This window comes from Falsirhodobacter deserti (genome assembly GCF_004015795.1).
Classification (GTDB): domain Bacteria; phylum Pseudomonadota; class Alphaproteobacteria; order Rhodobacterales; family Rhodobacteraceae; genus Falsirhodobacter; species Falsirhodobacter deserti.
The window spans coordinates 86,333-102,284 of sequence record NZ_ML137218.1; the positions used below are offsets into that span (position 1 = coordinate 86,333).

Genomic DNA, 15,952 nt, shown 5'->3' on the forward strand with positions numbered 1-15,952 from the left:
GTCAGCGCGACAGCGTGCTGCGCGCCTGCACGGCTTGTTCGATGAACAGCGCCGCGCCCATGATCGTTTCATGCGCCCCGGCGGCGTGGCCCGTCAGTGCGGCCACCCAAGGTTCAACCGGCCCTTCGGCCTGTGCCGTCACCGGAAGGTCGGCCCATGCGGGAAGGATCGTTCCCGCCGACCAAGTCATGACCAGCTGCCCGGAGATGCGGTCCAGCGGCAGGTAGCGCCCTTCGTGGTACAAGGCCATAATTGCCGCCTGCCCACGTTCCGCGATCATGCGGTTGCCCTCGGCGATTTCCGGCTCTTCCACCGAATCCGCAAGGGCGGCAAGATCAAGCGCGCTGCGGATCAGCACCGCGTTCAGTCCCGGATCCACCACGCAGAACGGGGATCCGTCATGCAGTTCCGGCGTTTCCCACCCCAGCGAGCGGAAGCGTTCGATCAGCCACACGGCCCGCGCCTGTGTCGGCTGGGCACCGGCGGGCAGGTAAGGCGCAACACCCTCGGTCGAGACGCGGGCGAAGGGTTCATCCCAATCCGGCGCATCCGGACGCGCCGATTCCCACGGGTGCAGGATCGCGGCCAGCCCCTCGCCATGCGGATCGCGATGCGTGCCGAACCAGCCATGCCAGCGGTCGATCGCCCTCAGTGCGGCACGGGCGCGTACTGTGTCAGGGGCCCGCTGGTGCAGGCGCAGCAGGATACTGCCCAGCAAAGGCATCGCCGTCAGGCCCGATGTCGTGACCGGACGCCCCGTCACCCACAGCCCGCTGGACGGAAAGGCTTCGGACGGCTTGTGGTAGATCAGGTGCGGCACCATCCCGTCGGCCCATTGCGCCGCCAGCACCGTTTCAAGTTCGGTCCAGGCGCGGTCGGGGCGGTCATGCGACAAGGCCAGCGCCACGAAGGCCGAGGTCAGCACGTCCTGTGGCAACCCCTCTGCCGCGATGTGATCCCCGTGATCGGCGGCGCTCAGGATGTCGGTCGCGCTGCTGATGTCCATGACGTCCTCCATTCTTCGAAGGTCAATCGCAAAGGCGGCCGCGCGGTTCCCGCGACGGATATGGCAACCTGCCGCGTTTGAACCCATATTGCGCCCGCATCACGGAAAGGCCCGCATGACCCGCCGGAAGTTCTGGATATTCGCCCTTGTCGCCGCCATCGCCCTGACTGGCGGTGCCTATTTCTGGATGAACGGGCGCAGCGATGCCACGATTCCGCCGGCAACGCTGGCGGTGCAGCGCGGCGACGTTGCGGTGAACGTTCTTGCCGCGGGGCAGATCGAAAGCGCGGCGCTGGTCAGCGTGGGGGCGCGGGTATCCGGCACGGTTGAGGAACTGGCTGTGACGCTGGGCCAGACCGTGCAGGAAGGAGACCTGATCGCCCGCATCGACAGCCGCGATCAGGAAAACGCGCTGGCGCAGGCGCGTGCCTCGCTGGCCGGAATCGAGGCGAAGATATCCTCGGCTGAGGCCAGCCTTGTTCTGGCGCAACAATCCTATGACCGCAGCCGCACCCTGTCGCAGCGCGGCAGCCTGACGGTGGAAGCGTTCGAACAGGCCTCGGCCGATCTGGCCATTGCCAAGGCCGCGCTGGCAGAGCTTGAGGCAAGCCGCGACGATGCCCGCATCGCTGTGTCCATTGCCGAGGTGGAACTGGACCGCACGCGGATCACTGCCCCGATGACCGGCACCGTCGTTGCCATCGTGACCAAGGCCGGTCAGACCGTCAACGCCAATCAAAGCACACCGACCATCGTGAAGCTGGCTGATCTGGAACATATGGTCGTGAATGCCGAGATTTCAGAGGCGGACGTGGTGCGCGTTGCACCGGGGCAGGATGTGACCTTCACCATCCTTGGCGCGCCCGACCGGCAGTTCAGCGCGCAGGTGCGCCAGATCGAACCCGCACCTGCCGGGATCGAGGACAGCGATACCATCTCCACCGAGGAGGCGATCTACTACAACGGGCTGTTCGATGTAGAGAATACGGATGGTGTGCTGCGCATCGGCATGACGGCCGAGGTTCAGGTGTTGCTGGATGCGGCACGCGACGTGCTGACGCTGCCGGCCTCGGCGCTGGGCCAGCGCGGGGCGGACGGTCGCTATACCGTGCAGGTGCAGACCGCATCGGGAGTGGAGCCGCGAGAGGTGGAGGTGGGCCTGAACAACAATGTCACCGCTGAAATCGTTTCGGGGCTGAAGGAAGGGGATCGCATCCTCGTTTCGGGCGCCACGGCGGCGGGCGGTGCCCCGGGCGGCGGGCGCCGCGGACCCATGGGCTTCTGATGGAGCCGCTGATCCGCATCCGGGGCATCCGGCGCGAATACGCGGCGGGGGACCAGCGCATCGCCGTGCTGAAGGATATCGATCTTGATATCCATGCCGGCGAAATGGTGGCGATCGTGGGCCAGTCCGGTTCGGGCAAATCCACGCTGATGAACATCCTCGGCTTTCTGGACCGCCCGACTGCCGGCACCTACAGCTTTGCCGGGCGCGCCATCGCGGATCTGCCGCCCGACGATCTGGCCGAATTGCGGCGCGAGCATTTCGGCTTCATCTTCCAGCGTTATCAGCTGCTGGGCGATCTGGACGCGGTGGGGAACGTGGAGGTTCCCGCCATCTACAAGGGGATGGCGCGGGGGGCGCGGCGGGATCGGGCCCGGGCGCTGCTGACCCGCCTTGGCCTTGGCGACCGGCTGGACCACCGCCCGGGAGAGCTTTCGGGCGGGCAGCAGCAGCGTGTTTCGGTGGCCCGCGCCTTGATGAATGGCGGCGAAGTTATTCTCGCGGACGAGCCGACGGGCGCACTCGACAGCGCATCTGGGGCCGAACTGATGCGGCTGTTGCAGGAACTGCACGGCGAAGGGCACACCATCGTCATCGTGACCCATGATCCGGGCATCGCGGCCATGTGCGACCGGATCGTGGAAATGCGCGACGGGGTCATCATCTCGGACAGCAAGACGGGTGCGGTTGCGCAAACGGCGCAGAGGGATCCGGCAAAGCAGGGGCTTGCCCCTGCCCTTGATCGTCTGCGTGAGGCGTTCGTGATGGCGGTGCGGGCCATGACGGCCCACCGGATGCGCAGTTTCCTGACGATGCTTGGTATCATCATCGGCATCGCCTCGGTCGTGTCGGTGGTCGCGCTGGGGCAGGGCACCCAGCAGCAGGTCTTGCAGAACATCTCCTCCATCGGGTCCAATACGATCGACATCCGCAACGGTGCCGGCTTCGGAGACCGGAGCGCGAACCGCATCCGCGCCCTGACGGCCGAGGATGCCGAGGCGCTGTCGGTGCAACCCTATGCTGCGGGCGTGTCGCCCACCGTTTCGGCCAGTGCCACCATTCGCCACGGCGCGACGGAACTTTCGGCAAGTGTGACGGGCGTGGGCGTGGAATACTTCGCCGCGCGGGCGTTCAGGACAATGAGCGGCGTCACCTTCGACCGCGCCGCCGTCGCGACCCATGCGCAGGAAGCGGTGGTGGACACCGACGGGGCGACCGAGCTTTTCGGCGAGGCCGATCCCGTGGGGCAGGTGGTGATGATGGGCCGCGTGCCGGTGCGCATCGTTGGCGTGGTGGAAGCTTCGGGCACCAGTTTCGGGCCACGTTCGGCGTTAAACCTGTTCATCCCCTTCACCACCGCGATGGCGCGCCTTTCGGGGCAGAATTACGTCGATTCGATTTCGGTCCGGGTTGCGGATGATTACGGAATGGACACGGCAGAAGCGCTGATCACCAGCCTCCTGACCACCCGCCACGGCAAGCAGGATTTCTTCCTGACCAACACCGACACGATCCGCGAGGCGATCACCTCCACCACCCGGACGCTGACGCTTCTGATCTCGGGCATTGCCGTCATCTCGTTGCTTGTCGGGGGCGTGGGGGTGATGAACATCATGCTGGTTTCGGTGACGGAGCGGACAAAGGAAATCGGAGTGCGCATCGCCGTGGGCGCACGCCGGTCCGACATCATCACCCAGTTCCTGATCGAGGCGGTACTGGTCTGCCTGCTGGGCGGCATCCTCGGGATCGCGCTTGCCCTGGGCCTGGGCGAAGCGTTGACGATGGCCGTGCCGCAAATGTCGCTGATCTATTCCACCACTTCGATCGTGGTGGCGGTGATCTCCTCCAGCGTGATCGGGGTGACCTTCGGCTTTCTGCCCGCACGCGCCGCATCGCGCCTTGACCCGGTGGAGGCGCTGACACGGGAATAGGTATGGCCATATGGTGACCAAAACCGTAGGTGAAGTTCAGCAAGATCGGAGGCCCCATGCTGCGCGAGTTCTTCTCCTATTACCGTCCGTGGGTCTTCCTGTTCTGCGTGGATTTCGGCTGCGCCGTTCTTTCGGGCCTGCTGGAACTGGCCTTCCCGCTGGCGGTGCGCGGCTTCATCGACCACCTTCTGCCGCAGGGCGACCTGACCCTGACAGTGCTGGCAGCGGCGGGGCTTTTGCTGGTTTACGCCTTCAACACCGGCCTGATGGCCATTGTGGTCTATTGGGGCCACATGCTTGGCATCAACATCGAAACGGAGATGCGCCGCCGCGCGTTCGAGCATCTGCAAAAGCTGTCCTTCAGCTATTTCGACCGGCAGCGCACAGGCAAGCTGGTGGCCCGCGTCACCCGTGATCTGGAAGAAATCGGCGAGGTGGCCCATCACGGCCCCGAGGATCTGTTCATTGCCGTCATGACCTTCGTCGGCGCGTTCATCCTGATGGCATGGATCAATCTTGATCTGGCCCTGATGACGGCGGTGATCGTGCCGCTGACCATGGCCATCGTGATCCATTTCGGCGGGCGCATGACAAGGACGTGGCGCGGGATCTATTCCCGCGTGGCCGATTTCAACGTGCGGCTGGAAGAGAACGTCGGCGGCATCCGTGTCGTGAAGGCCTTTGCCAACGAGGATCACGAAAAGGCGCTGTTCGCTAGGGATAACGCGCAATACCGCGACACGAAGCTGGCGGCCTACAAGGTGATGGCCCAGTCCACATCGCTCAACTACATGGGGATGCGGGCCATTCAGGTGATCGTCATGGTGGCGGGTGCGGCCTATGTGCTGTCGGGCGATCTGACGGCGGGCGATTTCGTGGCCTTCCTGCTGCTGGTGGGCGTGTTCTTCCGCCCGCTGGAAAAAATCGCCTCCGTGATCGAGATCTATCCGCGCGGCATCGCCGGCTTCCGTCGCTATCAGGAGCTGCTGGATATCGAGCCGGAGATCGCCGACGCGCCCGCTGCGCGTCCCGCCCCCGATCTGACAGGCGCGATCCGGTTCGAGGATGTGCACTTCGGGTATGACGCCGGCCGCGAGATCCTGAAGGGGGTGGATATCGCCGTGCGCCCGGGCGAAACGCTGGCCTTTGTCGGCCCCTCGGGGGCAGGCAAGACGACGCTGCTGGCGCTGGTGCCGCGTTTCTATGACCCGGTTGCGGGCCGCATCACCATCGACGGCATGGACCTGAAGGAAATGACGCTGGCGTCGTTGCGCAGGCAGATCGGGATCGTCAGCCAGGATGTCTTCCTGTTCGGCGGCACGCTGCGTGAGAACATCGCCTATGGCCGGCTTGATGCGACCGAGGAAGATATTCTCGAGGCTGCCCGCCGCGCGCAACTGGCCCCGATGATCGCGGCTCTGCCCGAAGGGCTGGACACGGTGGTGGGCGAACGGGGCGTCATGCTGTCGGGCGGGCAGAAGCAGCGCGTCGCCATCGCCCGCGCCTTCCTGAAGAACCCGCCGATCCTCATCCTGGACGAGGCGACCTCCGCCCTCGATACCGAAACCGAGCGGGAGATCCAGGCCGCGCTGGATGCGCTGTCGGTGGGCCGCACCACGCTGATCATCGCGCACCGTCTGGCCACCATCCGCCATGCCGACCGCATCGTGGTGATGGAGGAAGGCCGCGTGACGGAAGCGGGCACCCATGCGCAGCTTGAAGCTTCGGGCGGGCGCTATGCGCGGCTTTCGGCGGCCTGACCTCTCTGGTCTGGGCGGCGCGGGACCCCATATCCTTTGAATGCAGAAGGGGAAACATGGATGCCCGAGATTACCGTCGCCTCCTATAACATCCACAAGGGGATCGGGGTTGACCGCCGGCGCGACCTGTCCCGCATCGCGGATGTGATCGGAGAGCTGCGCGCTGACGTCGTCGCGCTGCAGGAAGCCGATGCCCGGTTCGGCGACAGGCAGGGGCTTCTGGATCTGGACCTGCTGGCAGATCTTGGCCTGAAGCGGGTGGAGGTGATGGGCCTGCGCGAACGCTCGCATGGCTGGCACGGCAATGTCATGCTGGTGCGCCGCGACGTGGAGGTGGAGAACGTGGAGCGCATTCCCCTTCCGGGGCTGGAACCGCGTGGTGCCATCGTGGCCGACCTGATCGTGTACGGCACACCTCTGCGGGCCATCGGAACGCATCTGGCGCTGCTGGGATCGTCCCGCATCCGGCAGGTCACGGCGGTGCTGGACCGGCTGGCGGCGCTGGCCGACCGGCCCACCGTCCTGATGGGCGACACGAACGAATGGCGGCGTGGAAACTGGACGCTGAAGGGCCTTTTGCCACACTTCCCTAGCAGCCCCACCGCGCCCAGCTTTCCGGCGCCATTCCCCGTCCTGCCGCTGGATCGCATCATGCTGAGCCGTGGCAGCGTGAAGGATTTCGCCCCCCACCGGTCTGCCCTGTCGCGGCGCGCTTCGGACCATCTTCCCGTCAGGGCGCGGCTGGTGCTGCCGGAATGATCCAAAGCGGGATCGGGATACTGGTCTGGCTGGTTGCCGGGCTCGCACTTCTGGCCGCCGCCTCGGCGCTGACATGGCGATCCCATCGCCGCTGGGCGGCACGGATGCGGGGGCCCGTGCAATATGCCCTGCCGCTGGACGGTCCCGCCACCGCGCTGGACGATCACGTTCTGCCGCTTACCCAGGCATCACCTTCGCAAAGCGGGTTCCTGCCTCTGCTGCGCAACCACGATGCCTATGCCGCGCGGGTGGAATCGTTGCGGCTGGCGGGGCGCAGCCTCGATGTGATGTCCTATATCTGGTATAACGACCTGACCGGATGGCTGCTGATCGAGGAGTTGATGCGCGCGGCCGATCGCGGCGTTCGTGTCCGCCTGCTGCTGGACGATGTGAACGTGCAGGGGTTCGACCGGACTTTCCTTGCCCTGAACCAGCATCCCAATATCGAGGTGCGGCTGTTCAACCCGCTGCGCAACCGCGGCCATGTGATCCGGCGGATGATGGAGCTGATGCTGGGCCTTGCCCGCTTCAACAGGCGGATGCATGGCAAGATGTGGATCGCCGACGGGCGGCTGGCCATCATCGGCGGGCGCAATATCGGCGATACCTATTTCGGCGCGACGGACGGGATCACCCGCACCTCGCACGATATCGACGTGGGGATCGTGGGGCCGGTGGTGCAGGATGCCGAACGCAGCTTCGACATGTTCTGGAACCTTGCCCTGTCGCTGCCGATCCTGACCTTGTGGCCGAAGTTCCGCGTTTCGGGGCGGGCCTTCCGGCGGCGGATCGTGCGGCGCAACCGGCGTGGCGCAAGCCGGCTGTTCCTCAGCCATGTGCGGCAGGGGGTGCTGCGCCGCCCGTTCCATTTCACCGACAAGGCATGGTTCATTGCCGATCCGCCCGACAAGGTTTACGGCCATCGGACAGGCGAGTGGATGGTCGATCACTTTGCTGGCTTCTTCACGTCCGCAACCCGGCAGGTAAGGATCATCACCCCCTATTTCGTGCCGGGGGATGAGGGGCTGGAGTATCTGACCGGTTTGCCCGAACGCGGCGTGCAGGTGCAGACGCTGACGAATTCCCTGGTCGCGACCGACAACGTCATCGTCTATGGCGCGTATGCCCGGTACCGCCAAGCGCTCCTGAAGGCGGGGGTGGAGGTTTTCGAATACAGTCCCATCCCCCGTGCCGACGGGCGGCGCGATCTGCTGCACACCAAGCTGTTCATCGTGGACGGGTGCAAGGCGCTGATCGGATCGGTGAACTTCGATCTGCGATCGGCCTACATGAACACCGAGCTTGGCGTCGTGGTGGAAGATCCGGCCCTGGTCGCCGCCATGATGGCCGAATTTGATGCTCATATCAGCCCTGATGCCGCCATTCGCGTTCTGCCCGACGGGCACCGCCACGTGTTCAGGGTGAAGCGTCCGGGGCTTCCGGAAAAGATGAGCGCCGACCCCGAGGCGGGGCCGGCGCTGCGTATCGCCGCGTGGATCGTCGGGCACCTGCCCATCCGGTCCTGGCTTTAATCGTTCAGGTTCTGCACCACGGCTGCGGCAAAGGTCTGCAGCAGCGCTTGGTAGACCGCGTCGCTTGACGGTTCCATCACCGTCACGTTCTGGTTGGCGGGGATGTAGGGCGTGATCTGGTCCATGGAGACAGCCAGGTCGAAGCTGCGCTGGCTGCCCGTGCTGCCAAGATCTTCCACGCTGACGCGCCCGGCCATGGCCGAGGTGGTTGTTCCAGCCGTGCCGGTGAAGGGCGCGGCAAGAGATACCTCGTCCAGATCAACGGTGACGCGAGCCCCACCATGTTCGGAATCCGGATAAGCGACGGTCAGTTCCTGGGCAATGGCATTGGCCAGATCATCGCTGACGGTGGCATAACGCTGGGCTGCCGCAGGGCTGGTGATTTCATTCAGGTCAACGCCCACTTCTACGCTGTCGAACCATTGCTGGGCATGGGCGGGAAGCGCGACAAGCAGGGCCAGCGCGGCAGAAGGCAGGAGTTTCGATAGCATCTCAAATCCTCGCATGAAAGGGTCGCGATGACCGCGACGGTGTCCCTTGAACGCGGAAAAGGGGCGGGAGTTCCGCCCCGCCCCTTTGCATCCGATCTCTGGAACACTTGCCGCTGCCGCAGGTTGACCATCCGATACGACAGGGAGATGACGCCATGACGCGCCGACCGCCCCTAGACCGTCAGCGTCTCGGTCGAGGCAAAGAACATGGCCTGGCTTACGGCCGAACGCACCTGGTCCTCGTGATAGGGCTTGGTGATCAGGAAAGCCGGCTCGTGTTTCTTGCCCGTCAGCAGCCGCTCGGGGAAGGCCGTGATGAAGATCACCGGTACGTCGTCAAATTGCTTGAGAATGTCGTTGACCGCATCGATCCCCGAGGAGTTGTCGGCCAGTTGGATATCGGCAAGGATCAGGTCCGGCCGGTCCGAGGAGGCGAGGGCGACGGCCTCGGAATGGGTGCGGGCGATGCCGGTAATGGTGTGCCCCATCTCCTTGACGATGGCCGAGATGTCCATCGCGATGATGGCCTCGTCCTCGATGATCATGACCTTTCCGGCGACGGAATTGGCCATCTCGCGCTGCGCGATCTCGATCAGTTCGGAAGCCTCGCCATGCTCGATCTGCATGATTGCGCCGATCTCTTCATGCGTGAACCCTTCGATGGCGTGCAAAAGCAGCGCCTCACGCGTGTTCGGCGTCAGATGCGCCATGTGGTTCTGCGCTTTTTGCGACAGGCGGGTGTCCGGCTCTCCCAGGGGGGCGCCGGCACTGGCCCAGACGAGGTGATAGGCGTGAAACAGGGCAACCTTGGCGTTCACGGTCCGCTCGAAGACGCTTGCATCCTCGAGGATCGCTTCCAGCGTGGCGGCTGCGAAAGCGTCGCCGGTCGTCTGGCTGCCGGTCAGCGCGCGCGCGTACCGCCGCAGATAGGGAAGGTTTGCCGCAATGACGGTGGAAAGATCGGAAGTGGCGTCCGACGGCATTGAATGTCCCTTCAAGCTCATTTTCTCGGGAACCAAACGTTTGTCATCGCGTTCGGTTCCATACAAGATTGTAAAATCGAAAGTAGCGAGAATTGGACCAGATGGCGAAAGAGCGCGAGAAGCCCGGCGCGTTCCATCAGATAGATGAGAACCTGAAGCGGGTCTATGAGGAAGCGCTGGAGCAGGACGTGCCCGACAGGTTCACCCAACTGCTGGCAAAGCTGCGGGAAAAGGAGTCCAGGTGATGGAGGCCCCGCTGGACTTGCCCGAAGGCGTGCGCGACCCGCGCGATGAACTGCCCGATCACCTGCCCGCCCTGCGGGCTTTTGCGATATCATTGACCCGCAATGTTTCCATGGCCGATGATCTGGTGCAGGACACCATCGTCAAGGCATGGACGAATTTCGACAAGTTCACCGTGGGGACCAACCTTCGGGCGTGGCTTTTCACCATTCTGCGCAACACATTCTATTCCGACAAGCGCAAGACGCGACGCGAGGTGGCGGATCCCGAAGGAACCCATGCAGCCAGCCTTTACGTCAAACCCGATCATGACGGGCGCATGGCCTTTGCCGAATTCAGCGCCGCGTTCGACAAGCTGACGGCCGAACACCGCGAGGTGCTGATCCTCGTCGGGGCCTCGGGCTTTTCATACGAGGATGCGGCCGAGATGATGGGCGTTGCCGTGGGCACGGTGAAAAGCCGCGCCAACCGCGCACGGACCCGCTTGGCAGAGCTTCTTCATCTTGACGATGGGGAACAGGTGTTTTCCGATGTGGACGGCACCACGCTGGCTGTGATGTCCAAATCGGGTGTGAATGCTGCATGACAAACTGGAAGGCCAGGCTTGAGGGCGTGACGGCAACGCTCGGATTTCGTCTGGCTTTCCTTCTGGCGGTGGCGTTGCTTCCGTTGGGCGTGGTGTCCGCCCTTCAATCGGCGGCGATGGTCAAGGAAACGCGTGCCCGTTCTGAAGCCGCCCTTCTGGGCGACACGATGCGGGCCGCCCAGTCCGACCTTCTTCTGGTGCAGCAGGCGCGCGGATCGGTGAAGGCACTTGGCGAAGCCGTGCTGCCTCTGGTCGATGATCCGGTAAACTGCTCGGCCATGTTGCGCACGTTCGTGCGCAAGGAAAGCCTGTATTCACTGGCCGCCTTCACCAACATGAACGGCGTGATGGTCTGTGCCTCCTCTTCGGCCGGGGCCGATATCAGCGACACGCAGGGCTTCAACTCCATCATCGAGGACATGGAACCTGCCATTCTGCTGATCCCGAACGGCAGGATGTCGGGTCAGGCGGTCATCCTGGTGGTGGAACCGGTGCGGAACGACGCAGATGAAATCGTGGGCTTCATGTCGCTGTCCCTGCCGCACGAGGCCCTGACGGCGCGGCGGGCCGTGCTGGAGGCCGATCCCACAACGCCGGAGCTTTTGACATTCAACGGTAATGGCGAGGTGCTGACATCAACGGTCTCCTTTGCCGATCTGGAGAATATCCTGCCGCGCAATCGCCCGCTGCAGGTTTTGGGCCGGGGCTCGTCCGATCTGTCCTTCACGGCGCGCACGGCACAAGGCGACGCACGGGCTTTTGCCGTCATCCCGATCGTGCCGGACCTGATCTATGCCATGGGCAGCTGGCCGGCAGGGCCTGACGGGAACTGGTATCTGCGTGCGTTGCCCTCGATCACGCTGCCATTGGTGATGTGGATGGCTTGCCTTCTGGTGGCCTTTCTTGCGGTGGAGCGGTTGGTGACGCGGCATGTCCGCGTGCTGCGCGGCGCTATGTCGGGTTTTGGCGACGGCAAGCGCATCATCGGCCGGATGGACATGGCGGCCGCACCGTCGGAGATTCGCGAACTTGCCGAAACCTTCGAACACATGACCGACACCATCCTGCATGACGAGGCGGAGATGGAGGACATGATCCACCAGAAGGAGGTTCTTCTGCGCGAGGTGCATCACCGCGTGAAGAACAACCTCCAGCTTATCGCCTCCATCATGAACATGCAGATGCGCCAGGCCCGCTCGGCCGAGGCGAAGACGCTGATGAAAGGCCTGCAGGAACGGGTCATGAGCCTGGCGACCATCCACCGCGGGCTGTATCAGACCAGCGGCCTGACGGATATCCGTGCGGATGAACTGCTGGTGGAGCTTACGCGTCAGGTGGTGCAGATCGCCCCGGGCCCCGGCCGCCAGATCCGGCTGGAGCATCGTTTCCCCGACATCCGCCTGACCCCCGATCAGGCCGTCCCCTTGTCGCTTCTGCTGACCGAAGCGCTGGCGAATGCACTGAAATATGCAGGCTCGCACGATGGGCGCCCGAAGCTTTGGGTGTCGATGTGGCGCGAGGGTGGAACGCAGGCGGTGCTGGAAGTGCGCAACACCCTTGGGCCGAAGCCTGCCTCGCCCGGTCCGGTTGACGGCACGGGGCTGGGCGCTCAATTGCTGACTGCTTTTTCTCAGCAGATCGGCGGCCGTGTCGACATTTCCACCGAAGAGGATATTTATACCCTGCGCGTCACATTCGAAGTGCGCCCCCTGAACGAGGGAGAGGCACGGATCTCGGGCGGAGACGTGCCGCAGGGGTAGGAAGCTTTCTCGCGTCATTCAAGGCGTCGGGAATTGGAATCGGTGATGCGGGCAGGTGCGGTGCGCGAGATGAGGCGGACGTCCACGCAGGTGTTCATCACCGGCGCCGAAGCCTTCCCCGAACTGGAACGCGCCTTCCTTGAGGCGCAAAGCCAGATTCGCGCCAGCTTCCGCATCTTCGATCCGCGCACCCGCCTTCGGTCCAAGGAAGGGCAGGCTGTCGGTGCCACCTGGTTCGACCTGATCGTGCATGTGCTGCGCAAAGGTGTGGCCGTGCACCTTACGATTACCGATTTCGATCCCATTGCCCGCCCGTCGCTGCATCAGGGAACGTGGCGCAGCCTGCGGATGTTGCGGGCGGCGCAGGAACTGGCGGGACCGGCGGCGAAGCTGGACGTTGTGGCGGCGATGCATCCTGCGCAAAGCGGGTGGCTGATCCGGCTCTTGTTCTGGCCTGCGGTGCAACACCGCCTTGGCCGGATCTGTCGCAGGCTGAACAGCCTTGCCCCTGCCGAACGCGAGGCCGCCTTGCGTGACCTGCCGGGTCTGCGCCAGCGGCTGCAACGCCGGGCTGATGGCACGTGCCGTCCGCGCCGGCTTCATGTTCCGCGTCTTTTTCCGGCCACTCACCACCAGAAACTGGCCGTGTTCGACCGTCGCAAGCTGTATATCGGGGGGCTGGATCTGGATGAACGGCGCTATGACACCCCCACCCATGATCGCCCGGCGGATGAAACATGGCACGATGTGCAGGTGATGATCGAAGGGCCAGTGGTGGCCGAAGCGCAGGCCCATCTGGAAAGCTTTCTTGATGTTGCCGAAGGCACGATGCAGCCGATGCCCCAGCGCCGCCTGCTGCGGACCTTGTCGCGCCGGCGGCGGGTGGAGTTCTGGCGTTATGGTCCCGAAACCGTCGCGCACGAGCTGAACCAGGCGCACGAGGCTTTGGCCGGTCGCGCGCGCCGGCTGATTTATCTAGAAACGCAGTTCTTCCGCAGCCTTCCGCTTGCGCGTCATCTGGCGGCGGCCGCACGGAACAATCCGGACCTTACGCTGATCCTGATCCTGCCTGCCGCACCCGACGATGTCGCCTTCGACGACAGGCCCGGGATCGACGTGCGGTTCGGAGAATATCTTCAGGCGCGGGCGCTGCGTATCCTTCGTGCAGGTTTTGGCAACCGTATCTTCATCGGTGGTGCGGCGCAGCCTCGGCGGGCGCAGAAACGCCTGCGGCTGGATCGTGACCGGCTGCGGGGCGCGCCGCTGATCTATATCCACGCGAAAGTTTCCATCTTCGACGATACTGCGGCGATCGTATCCTCGGCCAACCTGAACGGGCGCAGCCTGTTCTGGGACAGCGAGGCTGGCGTTTATCTGAACGTCCCACGCGATGTGCAGGAGTTGCGCCGCCGCACGATGGCACACTGGCTTCCCGTGGATGCAGGATCGCATTTCTTCGATCCGCGCACCGCAGCCCGCGCCTGGTCCACACTGGCCCTGCAAAATCAGAACAGGGCACCGGAAGACCGCCGGGGGTTCATCCTTCCTTATGATCTGCGCGCGGCCGAGGAGTTCGGCATCAACGTCCCCGTCCCGGACGAGATGGTTTGATCAGCTTCGCGGCGCCTGTGCGACGGGGCGCCCGTCATTCAGTTTCAGGACCCACAGCAGCAGAGGGATTGCTACGATCCCGCCCACCGGCCCCCACAGCCACATCCCGAACACCAGCGCCAGAAAGACCAGAAGTGGGTTCACCGCTGTATGCCGCCCGATCAGCGAAGGTGTGACGAACTGCCCCTCCATTGTGTTCACCAGTAGATAGGCGGCCAGCGGCAGGAAGGCATGCCAGTCCGAGAACACTGCAAATCCCCCAAAGATCAGTGACACGGCAAGGATCGCTGGCCCGATATAAAGAAGATAGTTCAGCAGGAATGCAGCGAAGCCCCAAAGGATCGCCCCTGGCATCCCGATGACGTGCAACAGCAACGCCACAAGGGCGCCTTCGCAGAAGTTGATGACGGTAATGGTCAGGAAGTACCGCGCGACCAGTTTCTCGGCCCGCTGAAGGCGCATCGCAAGTTCGGCCCGTTCTTCCGGAATGGCAAGGCGACGGGCCGCCCAGTTATAGATGTCCACGCGCGTCAGCAGGAAGAAGAACAGCCCGCCGATGAAGATCAGCACCTGTCCCGCAACTGACGGGGCGTAAAGCAGCGCATCTGCCATCGTGGGCACCATGCTTTCCAGCCCCTCCTCTTCCTCGCCGCCGCCGCCGTCTCCGCCGCTATCGGAGGAAAAGGCATCGGCGGGTGGGGACAGCGCATCGCTCAGCCCCTCGGACATCTGGCTGAAGCCGGCAACCATCCGCTGGAACATCTGTACCGCGTTCTGCACGTCAATCCAGATGCGCGGTGCTGCATCCAGCAGCTGCGCAATAAGTGGCTGGGCAGAAGCGGCGATCATCCCGATCACCAGAAGTGTGACGAACAGCGACAGAAGCGCCCCCACCACATGCGGCAAGCCAAGGCGGTCTGTTCGATCCGAAAGGGGGGAAAGAATCACCCCCACGACAAAGGCAACCGCAAGCGGTGCCGTGACCCCCTGCGTGATCCGAAGCGCTGCGAACAGCGCGAAGACACCCAGAAAAATCCCCGCGTAACGTGTCAGTCGTTCCATGCGGTCCATGATGGGCCTCCTGCCCGACATGCAACGCCGGCCCGGCGCGGGGGTTCCACCGGCCGGCCGGGGGACGCGACGAAAAAGGCCCGCCGGGATGGCGGGCCTTTACCGGTTCAGTGGCGTTTCTTTCGGCGGCGCGGGTGATCGTCAGCCTCACCGTCCGTATCCTCGACGCTTCCGCGGCGTCCGCGCACGGCCCGGCTGATGGCAGCGCCAAGCGCCAGCGCGACGGCGGCTGACACCATGGGATGATCCTCGACCATCCGCTTCGCCTCGCGGCCGCTTTTGCCAAGGGCATCCTGCGCCTTCAGTCGTGCAGCATAAGCTTCTTCGCGCGCGTCAATGATACGGGCGCGGGCGCTTTTGGAAAATTCATCCAGCCCTTCGGTAAGACGCTCGCGCATGTCCTCGGCCAGATCGGCAAGAATGGCCGCGCGTTCAGCCACGAAATCCCGAGCTTCTTCCACCTTTTCCGACAACCCGGCGGCGAACTCCTCGCGATAAGCGGCTGCGTCCTCCTCAAGTTCGTGCAGGCGAATAGAGGCGCGGGCGCGCAGGCGGTCCAGCTCGTCAGCCCATGCACCGTGCTGCACGGCCTCGATCTCGTCCTCAAGCTCGTCGCGGGTCCGGCGGGCCTTGCCGCGCAGTTCGCCGGCGTCTTCCTGTGCGTCCTTCTTGCGGTTGCCCAGAACCAGCCATGCAAGGCCAAGGCCCACCACGCCGACGGCCATCGGGTTGCGGCGGATCACCGCCTCGGCCGTTTCACGCGCTCCGCCATTGGTGCGCAGCGTGTGCATCGCCTCCCGCATCAGCATGTCGGCGGTAGGGTTATTCAGAAGCGTTTCGAAGATCGAGCCGAACTGGCCGCGACCAGCGTGCAGATCATCTTCGAAGTCGCGGGGATCTCGTTTGCGGCTCATGTCTCGTCTCTCCTCATTAT

The 15,952-nt window shown here is 64.2% G+C and carries 14 protein-coding genes; 9 read left to right on the forward strand and 5 right to left on the reverse strand.

Annotated features, from left to right (window positions below; all coding sequences use genetic code 11):
• Position 1 precedes the first annotated feature (1 nt).
• The gene (locus JX25_RS00420) at positions 2–1,006 is read right to left on the reverse strand and encodes an MGH1-like glycoside hydrolase domain-containing protein (protein WP_128253168.1); all 1,005 of its coding nucleotides are present in this window, start codon (positions 1,004–1,006) and stop codon (positions 2–4) included.
• Between the two features lie 115 nt (positions 1,007–1,121).
• Here JX25_RS00420 and JX25_RS00425 point away from each other — a divergent pair, with 115 nt between their 5' ends.
• The 5 genes from JX25_RS00425 to JX25_RS00445 are packed head-to-tail and all read left to right on the forward strand — an operon-like array spanning position 1,122 to position 8,273.
• The gene (locus JX25_RS00425) at positions 1,122–2,291 is read left to right on the forward strand and encodes an efflux RND transporter periplasmic adaptor subunit (RefSeq protein WP_164876014.1); all 1,170 of its coding nucleotides are present in this window, start codon (positions 1,122–1,124) and stop codon (positions 2,289–2,291) included.
• Complete coding sequence (locus JX25_RS00430) at positions 2,291–4,222, forward strand: MacB family efflux pump subunit (RefSeq protein ID WP_128253170.1); 1,932 nt, start codon at positions 2,291–2,293, stop codon at positions 4,220–4,222. The genes JX25_RS00425 and JX25_RS00430 overlap by 1 nt, the downstream gene beginning before the upstream one ends.
• Before the next feature lie 56 nt (positions 4,223–4,278).
• Complete coding sequence (locus tag JX25_RS00435; protein ID WP_128253171.1) at positions 4,279–5,982, forward strand: ABC transporter ATP-binding protein; 1,704 nt, start codon at positions 4,279–4,281, stop codon at positions 5,980–5,982.
• A gap of 60 nt (positions 5,983–6,042) precedes the next feature.
• A complete protein-coding gene (locus tag JX25_RS00440; protein WP_128253172.1) occupies positions 6,043–6,741 on the forward strand; it encodes an endonuclease/exonuclease/phosphatase family protein in 699 nt (232 codons plus the stop codon).
• Entirely contained in the window at positions 6,738–8,273 is a 1,536-nt protein-coding gene (locus JX25_RS00445) for a phospholipase D-like domain-containing protein (RefSeq protein ID WP_128253173.1), read from the forward strand. The genes JX25_RS00440 and JX25_RS00445 overlap by 4 nt, the downstream gene beginning before the upstream one ends.
• Here JX25_RS00445 and JX25_RS00450 read toward each other — a convergent pair.
• Both JX25_RS00450 and JX25_RS00455 read right to left on the reverse strand, forming a co-directional pair.
• Entirely contained in the window at positions 8,270–8,764 is a 495-nt protein-coding gene (locus JX25_RS00450; RefSeq protein ID WP_128253174.1) for a hypothetical protein, read from the reverse strand. The two genes, JX25_RS00445 and JX25_RS00450, sit on opposite strands and share 4 nt — an antisense overlap.
• A 173-nt stretch (positions 8,765–8,937) precedes the next feature.
• Positions 8,938–9,747, reverse strand: a complete 810-nt coding sequence (locus JX25_RS00455; protein WP_128253175.1) for a response regulator — start codon at positions 9,745–9,747, stop codon at positions 8,938–8,940.
• 101 nt (positions 9,748–9,848) lie between these two features.
• Here JX25_RS00455 and JX25_RS00460 point away from each other — a divergent pair, with 101 nt between their 5' ends.
• The 4 genes from JX25_RS00460 (at position 9,849) to JX25_RS00475 (ending at position 13,947) form a co-directional block, all read left to right on the forward strand.
• Positions 9,849–9,992: a NepR family anti-sigma factor gene (locus JX25_RS00460; RefSeq protein WP_128255124.1), complete on the forward strand. Its 144-nt coding sequence runs from the start codon at positions 9,849–9,851 to the stop codon at positions 9,990–9,992.
• Positions 9,992–10,576, forward strand: a complete 585-nt coding sequence (locus JX25_RS00465; protein ID WP_128253176.1) for an RNA polymerase sigma factor — start codon at positions 9,992–9,994, stop codon at positions 10,574–10,576. Before JX25_RS00460 ends, JX25_RS00465 begins: the two co-directional genes overlap by 1 nt.
• Entirely contained in the window at positions 10,573–12,336 is a 1,764-nt protein-coding gene (locus tag JX25_RS00470; protein ID WP_128253177.1) for a sensor histidine kinase, read from the forward strand. The genes JX25_RS00465 and JX25_RS00470 overlap by 4 nt, the downstream gene beginning before the upstream one ends.
• Positions 12,337–12,405: 69 nt before the next feature.
• Positions 12,406–13,947: a phospholipase D family protein gene (locus JX25_RS00475; protein ID WP_241557823.1), complete on the forward strand. Its 1,542-nt coding sequence runs from the start codon at positions 12,406–12,408 to the stop codon at positions 13,945–13,947.
• On the opposite strand, the gene JX25_RS00480 is transcribed toward JX25_RS00475, so the two are convergent.
• The gene (locus JX25_RS00480; protein WP_164876015.1) at positions 13,948–15,018 is read right to left on the reverse strand and encodes an AI-2E family transporter; all 1,071 of its coding nucleotides are present in this window, start codon (positions 15,016–15,018) and stop codon (positions 13,948–13,950) included.
• Positions 15,019–15,125: 107 nt separating this feature from the next.
• Positions 15,126–15,932: a hypothetical protein gene (locus JX25_RS00485; protein ID WP_128253179.1), complete on the reverse strand. Its 807-nt coding sequence runs from the start codon at positions 15,930–15,932 to the stop codon at positions 15,126–15,128.
• Positions 15,933–15,952: the final 20 nt, after the last annotated feature.